The sequence below is a fragment of the Pseudomonas sp. FG35 genome, assembly GCF_057809295.1.
Genome location: NZ_JBMDJR010000002.1, coordinates 421253 through 437065, shown reverse-complemented (window position 1 = coordinate 437065; position 15813 = coordinate 421253). Strand labels below are relative to the sequence as shown.

The window sequence follows — 15813 nt, the reverse complement described above, 5'->3', positions numbered from 1 at the left end:
TCAGAGCAGGCCAAGTTGCTCGGCGGCGGGTTCTCTGTATAGCTCAGGCAGGGACGGCAGGCCAGGCAAACGTTGCATCAGTTGTGCGTGAAAACGTTGCGCCAGCTTCGCCGCAAGAATGTTGTCGGCGGTGTGCAGGAAGATGTACGGCGTGCGCCCCTCTTCGATCCACTCGGCGATCTTCGCCACCCACGGCACCAGAAACGGATCGTTGGCCTCAAGCTCCGGATGGCCAATGAAGCGCACCTGCGGGAATTGAGTGAACGCTGCCGGCCGCGTCGGTACGCGGGGCTTTTTCGATTGGGCGTGGATCACCGACGATTCGGTGGACAGGCAACTGAACAACGCGCGGGGATCAAGACAGATACGCTCCACGCCGCGATCCAGCAACAGCCGGTTGAGCAGTCGCTCACTCTCGCCCTTGGCGAAGAATTGTTCGTGGCGCACTTCCACCGCCAGCGGGCAATCCAGCGCATCGATGAACGCAGCAAGCTCCGGCAAGCGGTGTGGCGTGAAGCTTTTCGACAGTTGCAGCCACATTGGCGAGACACGCTCACCGAGCGGCTTGAGCAACTGGAGGAAGGTTTCGGCGGCGGTCAGTTGATCGCGCAAGTCGCCGCTGTGGCTGATGTCACCGGGGAACTTGGCGGTGAAGCGAAAGTGTTCCGGCATCACCTCGGCCCAGCGCTGCACGGTGGCCGGCGACGGGCTGGCGTAGAAGGTCGTGTTGCCTTCCACGGCGTTGAACACTTGTGAATAGAGGCCGAGCAAATCGGAGGTCTTGGCGTCCACCGGATACAGGTACTCGCGCCAGGCGTTTTCGCTCCAGGACGGGCAACCGAGGTAGTAAGGCAGATCCATCAGATGTACAGATCGAGGCCCAGCACGTCTGCATCCCAATCGACAAAACCGGCGGTGCTCAGGTAGCTGGCCAGGGCCATGGCCACGCTTTTCTTCATCGCGCGGTGATAAATCATGTCTTGTTGGCGGGCGGGCAGATTGCTCAGGCGTTGCGCGGTAGCTTTGGCGACACGGGCAGCCAGTTGCTCTTCGGTCGGGAATTCCAGCTCGCCGTCGATATCGTCGACGGACTCATCCAGCGCCGGATTGCCTTTGCGAGGCTTGCGCTTGATGGGGTAGGAATGAGTGGAAACGCCGTCTATACGCATAAAGTCATGCTCGGTATCGATGATGGCAATTTAGCGGCACCTGACCGACTTAGCAAATCGCCGAGTGATAACTAGAACACATAAAAGACAAAAGGTTTAAAGCGCGGGGTTAGAAACGGACGATTGGCAGGAACAGGGAGAACCCTGCGGCGAATGCCACAGGGTGAATAGCCTCAGCGTGCTTTCGGGGTGGCCACTTTGTCGCGCAGGTAAACCGGCTGGGCATCGTCCGCCGGAATCGCTTCACCGCGCTCCCAAGCAAATCGCGCCAGGGTCAGCAGGTCTTCGGCGTGGGGCAGCATGCCCGCATCGGACCCGCTCAGGTTTACAGCGATGCGTTCGCCATAACCCCAGCCAGTGCCGGCACCGAACCAGTCACCGGAAGCATCGTCCGGCAGCGCGGCGACTTCCGGCGGCAGCACCGCCTCGGCGCCGACCAGACGCATCTCCCCGGCCGTCTCGCGGTAGCAGCCCCAATACACCTCATCCATGCGCGCATCGATGGCGGCCGCGACCTGGCTCACGCCGTGCTCGCGATAAGCCCGCTGTGCCAGCACGGCCAGGTTCGACACCGGCAACACCGGGCGATCCAGCGCAAACGCCAGGCCTTGCACCACGCCAATGGCAATCCGCACGCCGGTGAAAGCGCCCGGGCCACGGCCGAAGGCGATGGCATCCACCGCTTGCAGGGTGGTGCCGGCATCGGCCAGCAGTTGCTGGATCATCGGCAGCAGTTTCTGCGCATGCAGGCGCGGGATCACCTCGTAATGGCTCGTGACCTTGCCGTCATGCAGCAAGGCAACGGAGCAAGCTTCAGTCGCGGTGTCCAGGGCCAGCAAGGTGCTCATCGATGTGTCCGTAAATCAGGTGGGGAAAAAGTGCGCCAGTATAAACAACTACGGCCCGCAAGCGGGCCGTGGATGATGCAGCGGATCAGGTTTTTCAGCTCAGGGCTTCAAGCACCTTGGCAGTGATCGCTTCAACCGAACCGACGCCAGGGATGTGGCTGTACTTCGGCTTGCCACCGTTCTTGGCGGACAGGTTCTGGTAGAACTCCACCAGCGGCTTGGTCTGCGAGTGGTAGACCGACAGGCGATGACGCACGGTTTCTTCGGTGTCGTCCTTGCGCTGTACCAGCTCTTCGCCGGTGATGTCGTCTTTACCGGCAATTTTCGGCGGGTTGTAGACGATGTGGTAAACGCGGCCGCTGGCCTCGTGAACGCGACGACCGGCGATACGCTGAACGATTTCTTCGTCTTCAACGGCGATTTCGACCACGGCGTCCAGCTCGACACCGGCAGTCACCAGCGCTTCAGCCTGAGGAATGGTGCGCGGGAAGCCATCGAACAGGAAACCCTTGGCGCAATCGGCTTGAGCGATACGGTCTTTGACCAGCGCGATGATCAGGTCATCCGACACCAGGCCGCCGGCATCCATGATGCTCTTGGCCTTGATGCCCAGCTCGGTGCCGGCCTTGACCGCGGCACGCAGCATGTCGCCGGTGGAGATTTGCGGAATGCCGAATTTCTCGGTGATGAACTTAGCCTGAGTACCTTTACCGGCCCCGGGAGCTCCCAGCAGAATGACGCGCATCGATGTGCTCCTCAATTTTTTATATAAAAAACAACGGATTCGCCTCGTGGGGCCAATCTCATAAAACGGGTCGTGGCCGCCCAAACGGCCAAAGGCTGATCAAGATACACAGCAGGCTGCGCCCACACAAGACGCCAAAAGTCGGAGAAACCGGCGCCCGCCGCGACCTTGCGACGCGGTTCCCCAAGTCGCAACCCCATCATTAACTGTCGCCTGACCGCATTTTTCCCACGGTCGATAAACGGCACCCGAGGTTCGCCCCGGGTGCCCCGCCCCACGCAGAAAACCTTAGCCGGTATTTCGCAAACCGGCGGCAATCCCCGCCACAGACACCAGCAGCGCCTGTTCCACCGGGCTGCCCTGCTCGACATTCTGTCGCCGCGAACGCGCCAGCAACTCGGCCTGCAATAGATGCAGCGGGTCGAGGTAGGTGTTGCGCAGGCGGATGAATTCCAGGGTGTCCGGGCTATGTGCCAGTAGCTGCGACTGGCCGGTCAGGCCGAGGACGACGGAACACGCCTGCGACAATAGGTCGCGTAAGTGCGCACCCAAAGGTAGCAAGTCCGGCTCCACCAATCGTTCGTCGTAGGACAGCGCAATGTCGGCGTCGGCTTTGGCCAGCACCATTTCCAGCATGTCGATGCGCGTGCGGAAGAACGGCCACTGCTCACGCATCTGCCCGAGCAATTCGCCTTCGCCGCGCTCCAGCGCCTTGCTCAACGCGGTTTCCCAGCCAAGCCAGGCCGGCAGCATCAGGCGAGTCTGGGTCCAGCCGAAGATCCACGGAATCGCCCGCAGGCTCTCGATGCCACCGGCACGGCGCTTGGCCGGACGACTGCCCAATGGCAAACGCCCCAACTCCTGCTCCGGGGTCGACTGGCGGAAATACTCGACGAACTGTGGATTCTCCCGCACCACCGCGCGGTAGGCGGCGACACCGTCAGCGGCCAGTTCGTCCATCAAATGCCGCCATTCAGGCGTCGGTGGTGGCGGTGGCAACAGGGTCGCTTCGAGCACCGCCGCCAGATACAGATTGAGGTTTTGCTCGGCGATGTCCGGCAGGCCGAATTTGAATCTAATCATTTCCCCCTGCTCGGTGGTGCGGAAACGTCCGGCCACCGAACCCGGCGGCTGCGACAGAATCGCCGCGTGCGCCGGGCCGCCGCCACGGCCCACGGTGCCACCGCGACCGTGAAACAGCAGCAGTTCGACTTGCTGCTCGCGGCAAATTTCCACCAGCCGCTCCTGCGCCCGGTACTGCGCCCAGGCCGCCGCAGTGGTGCCGGCGTCCTTGGCCGAATCGGAATAGCCGATCATCACTTCCTGCGGGCCTTGCAGCCGCGCACGGTAACCCGGCAGCAGCAACAGGCGCTCGATCACCGGGCCGGCGTTATCCAGGTCGGCGAGGGTTTCGAACAGCGGCACCACGCGCATCGGCCGCAGTACGCCGGATTCCTTGAGCAGCAATTGCACCGCCAGCACATCGGAAGCGGCACCGGCCATGGAGATCACGTAGGAGCCCAGCGAAGCGCCCGGCGCGGCGGCGATTTCCTTGCAGGTGGCGAGCACTTCGGCGGTGTCGGCCGAAGGTTTGAAATGCGCCGGCAGCAACGGCCGACGGTTTTGCAGCTCGCGAGTGAGGAAGCTGATGCGCTGTTCTTCGTCCCACTCCTCGTATTTGCCGAGGCCGAGGTAATCGGTGATTTCGGTCATGGCCGCGCTGTGACGGGACGAATCCTGACGTACATCGAGGCGCACCAGGAACAGGCCGAAGGTCACGGCCCGGCGCAGGCAATCGAGCAACGGCCCGTCGGCAATCACACCCATGCCGCATTCGTGCAGCGAGTTGAAACACAGCTCCAGCGGATCGAGCAGGTCGCGGTTGTTGTGCAGCACATCGGCAGGCGCCGGCGTGGTCGCCGTCAAAGATGCATGGGCCCAGTTGCGCGTGGCGCGCAGCCGTTCACGCAATTGCTTGAGCACCGCCCGATACGGCTCGGCACTGTCGCCGGCCCGGGCCTTGAGCGCGTCGCTGGCCTGCTGCATCGACAGTTCGGCGGCCAGGTGATCGACGTCGCGCAGGTACAGATCCGCCGCCATCCAGCGCGCCAGCAACAACACTTCGCGGGTCACGGCAGCGGTCACGTTCGGGTTGCCGTCACGGTCGCCACCCATCCACGAAGCGAAGCGGATCGGCGCGGCTTCCAGTGGCAAACGCAAACCGGTGGCCGCAAACAGCGCCTGATCGGCCTTGCGCATATGGTGGGGAATCGCCTGCCACAGCGAGTGTTCGATCACCGCAAAACCCCACTTGGCTTCGTCCACTGGAGTCGGCCGGGTGCGGCGGATTTCTTCGGTGTGCCAGGCCTCGGCGATCAGGCGTTGCAGGGTGTTGTGGATCTGCTCGCGCTCGGCCGTGGTCAGGTCACGGTGATCCTGAGCCGCCAGTTGCGCGGCGATCGCGTCGTACTTCTGGATCAGCGTGCGCCGGGCCACTTCGGTCGGGTGCGCGGTGAGCACCAGTTCGATTTCCAGCCGCGCCAGTTGCCGCGCCAGGGATTCGGCGCTGTGCCCTTCGTTGCGCAAGCGGGCGAGCAGTTCCGGCAGTACGCGGGACTCGAACGGCGCAGCCTGGGTCTCTTCGCGGCGATGGATGAGCTGGTATTGCTCAGCGATGTTCGCCAGGTTGAGAAACTGGTTGAAGGCCCGCGCCACCGGCAGCAGTTCGTCTTCGCTCAATTGATTGAGGCTGGCGCTGAGTTCGGCGTCCATCGAGCCACGCCGGTCGGCCTTGGCGCCTTTGCGGATCTGCTCGATCTTGTCGAGAAACGCCTCGCCGTACTGGTCACGAATGGTGTTGCCCAACAGCTCACCGAGCAGGTGAACGTCTTCGCGCAAGCGTGCATCAATATCGGTCATCAGCATCTCTCCAGCAGTAATCGGTGACGGATCGCAAGTGAGTGGATGAACAGAGAGTGCCGCTCTGGGACGCTTCTTACAAGCAGACGACGAAGGGACTTTAAACCTTGAGGGTTGAAGCTAGTCTCAAGGGTAAGCCGCACAACGGCTTGCCGCCGGCTGACGGCGGACACTCACCAAGACCTGCCATGAGCAGGTGCGACATGAGGTTTTTATGAAAATCCGTGAACTCGCCCAGCATTGGGAAGAAACCGCCAAGGGTCGCCTGACCGACACCGGCTACACGATTCATCTGGATGTGGAAGCTGCCGCACGCCTGGCGGCAATCGCCGAGATGTACCCCAAACGCCACGCCGAAGAACTGCTCGGCGAGCTGATCGGCGCCGCCCTCGAAGAGTTCGAAGCGAGCCTGCCGTATGTGAAAGGTTCGACCGTGGTCGCCACCGACGAGGAAGGCGATCCGCTGTATGAGGATGTCGGCCCGACGCCGCGTTTTCTCGCCCTGTCGCGGCGTCATCTGCACGACTTGTCGGCCGCTGCCGGCAAGCAAAAACACTGATCCCTGATACTTCAAGACGGTGGGAGATGGTTTGCCTCGATGGCGTCAATTCAGCCACAAACGGGTGAATTTAATGGCCTCATCGCTGGCAAGCCGGCTCCCACAGGGACTGTATTGCCCCTCCGCTTTTGCGCCATTTTTCGCCCGCGCGTACCTCTCTCCCCCGCCAAAGTTCCCGGTTTAGAGCCCTGTCCGTTCGGTCAAAGTTTTTTTTGGCGATGGGCCATCTTTTCTGAACTTTTGAAAAATGCCTTCGGTCGGAACAGGTAACCACGCCTGGAACGAGCGTTTCAAAACGCGCTGACACATGACGGTTGTCACTCCTCGACCAGGATGGATTTCGAAGCTTCCAAGGAGTTAACCAATGGAGTTGAAGACCATGAAGACCCAAACCTCGTTCTCCCACCTGCGCGGTCTGAAACTGGCCGCTCTGGCCATCGGCACCAGCTTCGTACTGGCCGGCTGCGCCGGCAATCCACCGACCGAGCAGTACGCCGTGACTCAATCGGCGGTCAACAGCGCGGTCAGCGCCGGCGGTACCGAGTTTGCCGCCGTGGAAATGAAGCAGGCACAGGACAAGCTGAAACAAGCCGAAATCGCCATGCACGACAAGAAGTATGACGAAGCCCGTCGCTTGTCCGAGCAGGCCGAGTGGGATGCCCGCGTTGCCGAACGCAAGGCTCAGGCAGCCAAGGCCGAACTGGCTGTGAAGGACTCCCAGAAAGGTGTTCAGGAACTGCGTCAGGAAAGTCAGCGCCCAGTGCAGTAAGCGCGCATCCCGACCGCAAGGCTGAAACTCTTATCGATATAAAGGACGAACGATTATGCGTAAACAACTGATGATCCCCGCTCTCCTGGCCGCAAGCGTTGCCCTGGCTGCCTGCTCCACGCCGCCCAACCCGAATCTGGAACAGGCACGCACCAACTACGCCGGCCTGCAGGCCAACCCGCAGGCAAGCAAGGTCGCAGCGCTGGAAACCAAGGACGCCAGCGACTATCTGGACAAGGCCGACAAGGCTTATCTGGATAAAGAGGACGCCGCCAAGGTCGATCAACTGGCTTATCTGACCAACCAGCGCGTGGAAGTGGCCAAGCAGACCATCGCCCTGCGTACCGCTGAAAACAACCTGAAGAACGCCGCCGCCCAACGTGCCCAGGCCCGTCTGGACGCTCGCGATCAGCAGATCAAGCAGCTGCAGGACAGCCTCAACGCCAAGCAGACCGATCGCGGTACGCTGGTGACTTTCGGTGATGTGCTGTTCGCCACCAACAAGGCCGACCTGAAATCCAGCGGTCTGGTGAACATCAACAAACTGGCACAATTCCTCCAGGAAAACCCGGATCGCAAAGTGATCGTCGAAGGCTATACCGACAGCACCGGTTCGGCGAGCTACAACCAGTCGCTGTCCGAGCGTCGCGCGACCTCGGTGCAGGTTGCGCTGATCAAGATGGGTGTAGACCCTTCGCGCATCGTGGTGCAGGGCTATGGCAAGGAATACCCGGTTGCGGATAACGGCAGCGTGTCGGGCCGTGCCATGAACCGTCGGGTGGAAGTGACCATTTCCAACGACAACCAGCCAGTGATGCCACGTTCGGCTGTCAGCTCGAACTAAGCGTTACGCGGTAACGAACAAGCCCCTCCTGATTTGATCAGGCGGGGCTTTTGTTTGCCGCAGGTTTACTCTTCCAGCTTCTGCGGCGTCTCCTGCCCCATGCAGCGCACGGCTTTTTTCTGCGCATTGACCAGCACGCCGGTCAGGCCTTTCTGTTCGGTGTCGAACAGCACCAGCACGCCATCGATGCATTGCGCCACTTGCGGCGCCGGCGTCAGCGAGACCTTGTAGTCTTCGCCGGGAACGGTCTTGAGCATGGTGAAGTCGTTGAGCAGCAACGCATCCTCGGGTTTGGCGAAGTGCAGGTAGCCGTAGTACCACAGGGCGCCGACGGTGCCGAGGATGCTGCAGATACCGGTGATGATCAGCGGGATGGCGTTGCGTTCTTCACTCATTGCGGACTCTCTGGTGGTTCGTCTTCAGAATTCGGGGGTGTTGGATAGTTCGGGATCTCGCCGAGACGGCGCAGGCCGTTGAAGTGTTCGGGGTCGTCGAGGTAACGCAGCATCACCTGACGCCAGACCGGGTCGCCGAAGGTCTGCACATGGCCGCCGCGAGTCAGCTGCAGCACGCGCGGTGGCGGCGCAGCTTGATACAGACGGATGCCGTTGGAAAGGGGCACCAGCGGATCGTCGAGGCTGTGGAAGATCAGTTTCGGCACGCCGTTGAGCTGCGGCATGGCGTTGATCGCACTGTCGCCATCCGGCACCAACCACGACAGCGGCACCTGAAACGGCCATGTCAGCCAAGAGGTGCTGAGGGCGTATTGGCCGACGCTGCGGTAACTGGCGGGCACGCCGTCGAGCACCAGGGCCTTGAGCTGCTTTTGTCTTTGCGGATGTTGCACCAGCCAGTGCACGGCCATCGCCCCGCCCAGGCTTTGACCGAGCAGCACCAGCGGTTTGCCTTTGACCTCCGGCGCCTTGTCCAGCCAGGCGAAGGCGGCATCGATGTCCTGATAGATCGCCGGCAGACTCGGTACACCCTCGGACAAGCCGTAACCGCGATAGTCCACCAGCAGCACTTGATAGCCGTTTTTCGGCAGCCACCAGCTCCCGCCCAGGTGCATCGGCAGGTTGCCGCCGTTGCCATGCAAGTGCAGCACCGTGCCCTTGACCTCGACCCCGGGTTTGGCCGGCAGCCACCAGGCGTTCAGTTTGAGGCCGTCGGCGGTGGTCAGGGTGACGGTGCGGTATTCGAGTTTGGCCTTTTCCGGCGTGAAGATCTGACCCGGCTCGGGGTAGAACAGCAAAGAGCTGCAACCACCGAGGGTCAGGAGCAGGCAGAGGATGCCGAGGATTCTCATCCGGTGAAACCTCGCAGGGTTCGGATTCCCGCGCGCAGCGCGGGAATGATCAATGGGCCTACAGGATGTTGGAGTAATCGGCCTCGATCCGGTCCAGGCTCAAGTGATTGAGGAAGTTGGAGAAGCACATCCACGCCGACAACGCGTTCATGTCACGGAACTGGTCCGGCAGGTACTTGGGCGGCACCACCAGGCCTTCGTCCACCAGCTGACGCAGGGTTCGCATGTCTTCCAACGTGGTCTTGCCACAGAACAACAGCGGGATCTGCTCGAGCTTGCCCTTGCGCACGGCCAACTGAATGTAGTTGTAAACCATGATGAAGCCCTTGAGGTAGGACAAGTCTTTGGTGAATGGCAGACCGGTCGGCGTCGAGCCACGGAAAACCCGACTGGCGTTGCCGTAGCTTTCCGCCATCTCGAAGCCCTGCTCGCGGAAGAACTCGAAAATCTGCAGGAAGTCCGCGCCCTCCTCGACCATGTGAATGGCGCGGGTGCGGTTGGTCAGTTTGCGCAGGCGGCTGGGGTAGGAGGCGAAGGTGATGATTTCCATCAGGATCGCCAGGCCTTCCTGAGTCACCGTCGACGAGGGCGGGCCCTTGGACAGGAAGGTGCAGATCGGCTGGTTCAAACCGTTGAGCGTGGTGCCGACGTGCACCAGCCCTTCGTGGACTTCCAGCGCGCGCACGTCACGGTCGTTGAACATCGCATCGGTGCGGATCTTGATGTAGTCGGCACCCGCCGCCGCGTCGGCGACGATGCCGTCGGACTCGAACACGCGGATGGTTTCCTCGGCCTCGCCGAACACTTTGTTCAGGCGGGTTTGCAGCAGGTGAACGGCGTCCTTGGCGGTAAGGGTCTTCGGTTCGTCCTTCAGGTCGCCACGACCGTCGATGTTGTTCAGATAGTCCGACATCATCAGGCCAAGATCGGCCAGGGTCGGGTCACCGGCGTGAAACGCATCAGACGCGGCGCCGTACAATTCCTGGGAAATCAGACCGAAATCTTCGGTGCCGCGCGCTTCGAGCATGCGCACCACCATCCGGTATTCCTTGCACATGCGACGCATGATCTGGCCGACCGGGTTGAACTGGCCGAGCTGGCGGGTGATGTCGCGCTCGATGTTCTGGAATTCCAGTTTGACCTTGCTCGAATCGAAAGACAGAGGCCGATTGAGGTAGTAGTCGCGATCCACCGCCGGCAATTCCTTGCCCTTGGCCTTGAGGAACCCCTTGCGGATGTTCTCGTCCCACTTGACCGCGTCGAGCACGCGGATCGGCGTCTGCGCCAGCACTATGCGATCGGACAGAATGCGTATCGTCTGCTGGTAATCGTCCACCCGAAACTCCTGTAGAAAACGTGACGAACTGAATTATTTGGCTTTGGCCTGATGCTGATAGCGCGCCGCTTCGACGAAAACGTCGGAATTGGCCGGGTCGTCGAGGTAAGCAAAGACCTTTTCAAGCGGGCTGTCGACCTGCACGCCCTCGCCGTCGTCGGTCTGGAAGCCCTGGCCGTCTAGGGTCTTCTGGGCGATGGCCTGGTTGATCTGTTCGAGGTCGAGGTTGTAGATCACCAGTTCGCGCTTGTCGGTGATCTCGAAGCCGGCGATGGTGAAGTGCCCGCCGTATTGCGCCGGCACCTTCGCCGACAGATACCAGCGGTTGCCGTGGCGCGACACCGTGAACGGATAGGCTTCACGCTCGCGGGGTTTGGCTTTGAAATACGCAACCGCCTGATAGCGATCGTTGCCCAGGTGCGTCAGCTCCAGATTCATCGGCTCGCCCCAGGCATTGGTGCTCGACCATTGGCCGAGTAGGCCCTTGGGCGCCGGTTCACTGGCGGGCAGCGGCTCGCGGAAGGTCACCAGACAACCACTGAGCAGCAGGAACGACAAGGCGATCAGCACGCCACGCCAGGCTTTCATTCGACACTCCCTTGAACACCCGTTACACCTGATCGTTCCTACGCTCTGCGTGGGAACGATCATGGTCGAGAATTACACCGACGCGAGTACCAGGTGCATATAGCGCGTCAGAATGCCGAGCATGTCCTCTTCAGCCAAAGGCTCGGCGTCGTTGAGCAGGCCCTGATATTCCATCCGTCCGATAATCGCCGTCAACACCTTGGCATCCTGCTGCGGCTCGCGCGAGCCCAATACCTGGAACAACTGGCAGGTGCCCTGCAACAGAATCTGCTGATGGGAACGCACCAGTTCCGCCAGACGCGGGTTGAGCAGCGCTTCCTGGCGGAATGCCTGTTCAGCCATCAAATGCTCGCGACGGTTGACCAGTTGCCGATGCACGTAATCAGCCATCAAACGCGCGATATCGTCGGCCAGTTGCGAACGGGACTCCGGGCTGCCGTCACCGCTGACCACCATTTCGCGCAGCAGGCCTTCGTTGTTGATCCACAGCTTGGCCATGTAGGCCGCGCTGCGTTCGACGTACTGGGCGAAGGTATCGGTGAGCAGGTCATCGATGTCCTTGAAGTAATACGTGGTGGCCGACAGCGGCACACCGGCCTCGGCCGCCACCGCACGGTGACGCACGGCCCGCACGCCATCGCGCACGACAATGCGCATCGCCGCATCGAGAATGTCCTGTCGACGCTGTTCACTGCCCTGCCGGCTGGCCTTGCGGCCCTGGTACTGAACACTTTCAGCGACCGCAGTGGCGATTCCCGCTGCACCCTCTTGAGCCATTGCACCGATCACGACAGGCATACCTCTGTTGTTTTCTTCAAAATTAACCATTTGATACGTTTGTACCAGACAGGCAATAAAAAGCCGCCCATTTCAGGCGGCTTTTTTATTGAAACACTTACGCTTGTGGCCGCATGTGCGGGAACAGGATCACGTCGCGGATCGACGGGGAGTTGGTCAGCAGCATCACCAGACGGTCGATGCCGATACCTTCACCGGCCGTCGGCGGCATGCCGTACTCCAGCGCGCGAACGAAGTCGGCGTCGTAGTGCATCGCTTCGTCGTCGCCGGCGTCCTTGTCGGCCACCTGGGCCATGAAGCGCTCGGCCTGGTCTTCCGCGTCGTTCAGCTCGGAGTAAGCGTTGGCGATTTCACGACCGCCGATGAACAGCTCGAAGCGGTCGGTGACGTTCGGGTTGTCGTCGTTGCGACGGGCCAGCGGCGACACTTCGAACGGATACTGGGTGATGAAGTGCGGCTGCTCCAGCTTGTGCTCGACCAGCTCTTCGAAAATCATCACCTGCAGCTTGCCCAGACCTTCGAAGCCCAGCACCTTGGCGCCGGCCTTCTTGGCGATGGCGCGCGCCTTGTCGATGTCGTTCAGGTCATCGGCGGTCAGCTCGGGGTTGTACTTGAGGATCGAGTCGAACACCGACAGACGCACGAACGGCTCGCCGAAGTGGAACACCTTGTCGCCGTACGGCACGTCGGTGCTGCCCAGAACCAGCTGCGCCAGTTCGCGGAACAGCTCTTCGGTCAGGTCCATGTTGTCTTCGTAGTCGGCGTAAGCCTGGTAGAACTCCAACATGGTGAACTCAGGGTTGTGACGAGTCGAAACGCCTTCGTTACGGAAGTTGCGGTTGATCTCGAACACTTTTTCGAAGCCACCAACCACCAGACGCTTGAGGTACAGCTCTGGCGCGATACGCAGGAACATTTCCATGTCCAGCGCGTTGTGGTGGGTTTCGAACGGCTTGGCCGCGGCGCCGCCAGGAATGGTCTGCAGCATCGGCGTTTCGACTTCGAGGAAGTCGCGCTTCATCAGGAAGCTGCGGATGTGCGCGATCACTTGCGAACGCACGCGGAAAGTCTGACGCACGTCTTCGTTGACGATCAGGTCAACGTAGCGCTGACGGTAGCGCTGTTCGGTGTCGGTCAGGCCGTGGTGCTTGTCCGGCAGCGGGCGCAGGGATTTGGTCAGCAGGCGCACGCTGGTCATCTCGACGTACAGGTCGCCCTTGCCGGAACGGGCCAGGGTGCCTTCGGCGGCGATGATGTCGCCCATGTCCCAGGTTTTCACCGCGGCCAGGGTTTCTTCGGACAGGGTCTTGCGGTTGACGTAGACCTGGATGCGACCGGTCATGTCCTGGATCACCATGAACGAGCCACGGTTGAGCATGATGCGACCTGCAACCTTGACCGGGATCGCCGCCTCTGCCAGCTCTTCCTTGGTCTTGTCCGCGTACTGTTTCTGCAGCGCATCGCAGTAGTTGTCGCGGCGGAAGTCGTTCGGGAAGGCATTGCCCTTGGCGCGCTCGGCAGCAAGCTTTTCCTTGCGCAGAGCGATCAGGGAGTTTTCTTCCTGTTGCAGGGCTTGCGGATCGAGTTGTAGGTCGCTCATGTCTTTAAATATTCCATCACAGGTTCGTTGCCCCCGGGCCTTTCGGCCCGAGGATCGCCAGCAGGCTGGCTCCTACAGGGATCGAGTTGAATCAGCCGATCCTGTATTGCGTTTCTTACAGGCCCGATTTCAGGCTGGCTTCCAGGTATTCGTCGATGTCGCCGTCGAGTACCTTGTCGCAATCGCTGCGTTCGATGTTGGTACGCAGATCCTTGATCCGCGACGCATCGAGCACATACGAACGGATCTGGTGACCCCAGCCGATGTCCGACTTGGTGTCTTCCAGCGCCTGGGACGCCGCGTTGCGCTTCTGCATTTCCTGCTCGTACAACTTGGCCCGCAGCATTTTCATGGCGGTGTCCTTGTTGGCGTGCTGGGAACGTTCGTTCTGGCAGCTCACCACGGTGTTGGTCGGTACGTGGGTGATACGTACGGCCGAGTCGGTGGTGTTTACGTGCTGACCACCGGCACCGGAGGAACGATAGGTGTCGATCCGCAGGTCTGCCGGGTTGATTTCGATTTCCACCTTGTCATCGATCTCTGGCGAGACGAAAACCGCGGAGAACGAGGTGTGGCGACGGTTGCCGGAGTCGAACGGGCTCTTGCGCACCAGACGGTGCACGCCGATCTCGGTACGCAGCCAGCCAAAGGCGTATTCACCCTTGATGTGCACGGTCGCACCCTTGATCCCGGCGACTTCACCGGCCGACAGCTCCATGATGGTCGCGTCGAAACCGCGCTTGTCGGCCCAGCGCAGGTACATGCGCAGCAGGATGTTGGCCCAGTCCTGGGCTTCGGTGCCGCCGGAACCGGCCTGGATGTCCAGGTAGGCGTTGTTCGGGTCCATCTCGTGGCTGAACATACGGCGGAATTCGAGCTTGGACAGGGACTCTTCGAGACCTTGAAGGACTTCGACGACGTCGTTGACCGCGCCCTCGTCGTTCTCTTCAACAGCCATGTCCAGCAGCTCGCGGCAATCGGCCAGGCCACCGTTCAGTTCGTCGAGGGTATCGACGATCTGCGCCAGCGCAGCGCGCTCGCGGCCCAGTTCCTGGGCGTATTCAGGTTTGTTCCAGACGGCAGGATCTTCAAGCTCGCGATTGACTTCGATCAGACGCTCATGCTTTTGATCGTAGTCAAAGATACCCCCGAATAGTTTCGGAGCGCTCGGACAGGTCCTTGATGGTGTTCAGGATCGGGTTGATTTCCATGACGGGCAGCACTCGTTGGCGAACTTTTGAAAGCCGGTGAGTATAACGTAATCACGCTGTCACGGCAGCCCGTCTGGCGGCTCTTGAGGCGAATGAACCCAATGGTTCATTCAATCCCCACCTGATTGCGCCCGTTGTTCTTGGCCAGGTACAGGCCGCGATCCGCCGCCGAGATCAGCAACCGGCAGTCGCTGCCCGACTCCGGCACCATGGTCGCCAGGCCGATGCTGATGGTCAGGCTCGATCCTTCGGCCGGGGCATTGTGCGGAATCTTCAGCGCCGCGACCGTCTGGCGCAGCTTTTCCGCCACCAGCCGTGCCCCGCCCGGCGAGGTGTTGGGCAGCACCAGCGCAAACTCTTCGCCGCCATAACGCGCCGGCAGGTCGGACGGCCGGGCACTGGCTTCGCGAATCGCCGTAGCAACCTTGCGCAACGCTTCGTCGCCTTCGACGTGCCCGAACGTGTCGTTGTAGGACTTGAAGTAATCGACGTCGATCATCAGCAGCGACAACTGGCTCTGGTCACGCAGCGAGCGGCGCCATTCCAGCTCCAGGTATTCGTCGAAATGCCGGCGGTTGGACAGTCCGGTCAGGCCGTCGGAGTTCATCAGGCGCTGCAACACCAGATTGGTGTCGAGCAATTGCTGCTGGCTGACCCGCAACGCGCGATAGGCCGCGTCCCGTTGCAGCAACGTCATGTAGGAGCGTGAGTGATAGCGGATGCGCGCCACCAGTTCGATGTTGTCCGGCAGTTTCACCAGGTAATCGTTGGCCCCGGCGGAGAACGCCGCGCTCTTGATCAGCGGGTCTTCCTTGGTCGAGAGGACGATGATCGGAATGTCCTTGGTCGCCGGGTGATTGCGGTATTCGCGCACCAGGCTCAGACCGTCGAGGCCGGGCATCACCAGATCCTGCAGGATCACGGTGGGTTTGATCCGCACCGCGTGGGCCACGGCAAGATGCGGGTCGGAGCAGAAATGGAAGTCGATGTTCTCTTCATTCGACAGCCCACGGCGCACGGCTTCGCCGATCATCGCCTGATCGTCCACCAACAACACCATGGCGGCGTTCTCGTCGGTTTTGATGTCATCGATCTGTAAGTCATTCATGGGCGGTCACCTG

General features: G+C 61.2%; 16 protein-coding genes. 3 read left to right on the top strand and 13 right to left on the bottom strand.

Translation table 11 applies throughout. The annotated features are described in order from the left end of the window. The 5 genes from ACODTD_RS06055 to ppc form a co-directional block, all read right to left on the bottom strand. Nucleotides 1–861, bottom strand: coding sequence for a DUF72 domain-containing protein (locus ACODTD_RS06055; protein WP_011332656.1), 861 nt, complete (start codon nucleotides 859–861; stop codon nucleotides 1–3). Next, the gene (locus ACODTD_RS06050) at nucleotides 861–1169 is read right to left on the bottom strand and encodes a hypothetical protein (protein WP_201816990.1); all 309 of its coding nucleotides are present in this window, start codon (nucleotides 1167–1169) and stop codon (nucleotides 861–863) included. The genes ACODTD_RS06055 and ACODTD_RS06050 overlap by 1 nt, the downstream gene beginning before the upstream one ends. A gap of 173 nt (nucleotides 1170–1342) precedes the next feature. Next, nucleotides 1343–2017: a tRNA (adenosine(37)-N6)-threonylcarbamoyltransferase complex dimerization subunit type 1 TsaB gene (tsaB, locus tag ACODTD_RS06045; RefSeq protein ID WP_007954718.1), complete on the bottom strand. Its 675-nt coding sequence runs from the start codon at nucleotides 2015–2017 to the stop codon at nucleotides 1343–1345. Between the two features lie 94 nt (nucleotides 2018–2111). Next, nucleotides 2112–2762 carry an adenylate kinase gene (adk, locus tag ACODTD_RS06040; protein WP_007954716.1) on the bottom strand — a complete coding sequence of 217 codons (651 nt, stop codon included), beginning with the start codon at nucleotides 2760–2762 and terminating at the stop codon, nucleotides 2112–2114. Between the two features lie 288 nt (nucleotides 2763–3050). Further along, entirely contained in the window at nucleotides 3051–5681 is a 2631-nt protein-coding gene (gene ppc / locus ACODTD_RS06035) for a phosphoenolpyruvate carboxylase (RefSeq protein WP_011332655.1), read from the bottom strand. A 214-nt stretch (nucleotides 5682–5895) separates the two neighbouring features. On the opposite strand from ppc, the gene ACODTD_RS06030 reads away from it, so the two are divergent. From ACODTD_RS06030 to lptF, 3 genes are all read left to right on the top strand, one after another. Then, nucleotides 5896–6240: a hypothetical protein gene (locus tag ACODTD_RS06030; RefSeq protein ID WP_011332654.1), complete on the top strand. Its 345-nt coding sequence runs from the start codon at nucleotides 5896–5898 to the stop codon at nucleotides 6238–6240. A 364-nt stretch (nucleotides 6241–6604) separates the two neighbouring features. Further along, nucleotides 6605–7009, top strand: a complete 405-nt coding sequence (locus ACODTD_RS06025; protein ID WP_011332653.1) for a DUF4398 domain-containing protein — start codon at nucleotides 6605–6607, stop codon at nucleotides 7007–7009. A gap of 55 nt (nucleotides 7010–7064) precedes the next feature. Then, on the top strand, nucleotides 7065–7853 hold the full coding sequence (gene lptF / locus ACODTD_RS06020) for a lipotoxin F family OmpA-related lipoprotein LptF (RefSeq protein WP_285356526.1): 789 nt from the start codon (nucleotides 7065–7067) through the stop codon (nucleotides 7851–7853). Nucleotides 7854–7918: 65 nt separating this feature from the next. On the opposite strand, the gene ACODTD_RS06015 is transcribed toward lptF, so the two are convergent. From ACODTD_RS06015 to ACODTD_RS05980, 8 genes are all read right to left on the bottom strand, one after another. Further along, on the bottom strand, nucleotides 7919–8248 hold the full coding sequence (locus ACODTD_RS06015; RefSeq protein WP_285356524.1) for a PA3694 family proteiin: 330 nt from the start codon (nucleotides 8246–8248) through the stop codon (nucleotides 7919–7921). After that, the gene (locus ACODTD_RS06010) at nucleotides 8245–9159 is read right to left on the bottom strand and encodes an alpha/beta hydrolase (RefSeq protein ID WP_011332650.1); all 915 of its coding nucleotides are present in this window, start codon (nucleotides 9157–9159) and stop codon (nucleotides 8245–8247) included. The genes ACODTD_RS06015 and ACODTD_RS06010 overlap by 4 nt, the downstream gene beginning before the upstream one ends. A gap of 58 nt (nucleotides 9160–9217) precedes the next feature. Continuing rightward, nucleotides 9218–10495, bottom strand: a complete 1278-nt coding sequence (locus tag ACODTD_RS06005; protein WP_011332649.1) for a flavohemoglobin expression-modulating QEGLA motif protein — start codon at nucleotides 10493–10495, stop codon at nucleotides 9218–9220. A gap of 33 nt (nucleotides 10496–10528) precedes the next feature. Continuing rightward, nucleotides 10529–11083 (bottom strand): hypothetical protein, encoded by a 555-nt coding sequence (locus ACODTD_RS06000; RefSeq protein WP_221615105.1) that lies wholly within the window; start codon nucleotides 11081–11083, stop codon nucleotides 10529–10531. A 72-nt stretch (nucleotides 11084–11155) separates the two neighbouring features. Next, the gene (locus ACODTD_RS05995) at nucleotides 11156–11860 is read right to left on the bottom strand and encodes a TetR/AcrR family transcriptional regulator (protein WP_011332647.1); all 705 of its coding nucleotides are present in this window, start codon (nucleotides 11858–11860) and stop codon (nucleotides 11156–11158) included. Nucleotides 11861–11978: 118 nt separating this feature from the next. After that, a complete protein-coding gene (lysS, locus tag ACODTD_RS05990) occupies nucleotides 11979–13481 on the bottom strand; it encodes a lysine--tRNA ligase (RefSeq protein WP_039769614.1) in 1503 nt (500 codons plus the stop codon). A 115-nt stretch (nucleotides 13482–13596) separates the two neighbouring features. After that, nucleotides 13597–14692 (bottom strand): peptide chain release factor 2 gene (gene prfB / locus ACODTD_RS05985; RefSeq protein ID WP_102621447.1). Its coding sequence is split into 2 segments (ribosomal slippage): nucleotides 13597–14619 and nucleotides 14621–14692, totalling 1095 coding nucleotides; the frame shifts between segments, so codons are not numbered across the junction. 106 nt (nucleotides 14693–14798) lie between these two features. Further along, on the bottom strand, nucleotides 14799–15800 hold the full coding sequence (locus ACODTD_RS05980) for a response regulator (protein WP_011332645.1): 1002 nt from the start codon (nucleotides 15798–15800) through the stop codon (nucleotides 14799–14801). Between the last annotated feature and the right edge of the window lie 13 nt (nucleotides 15801–15813).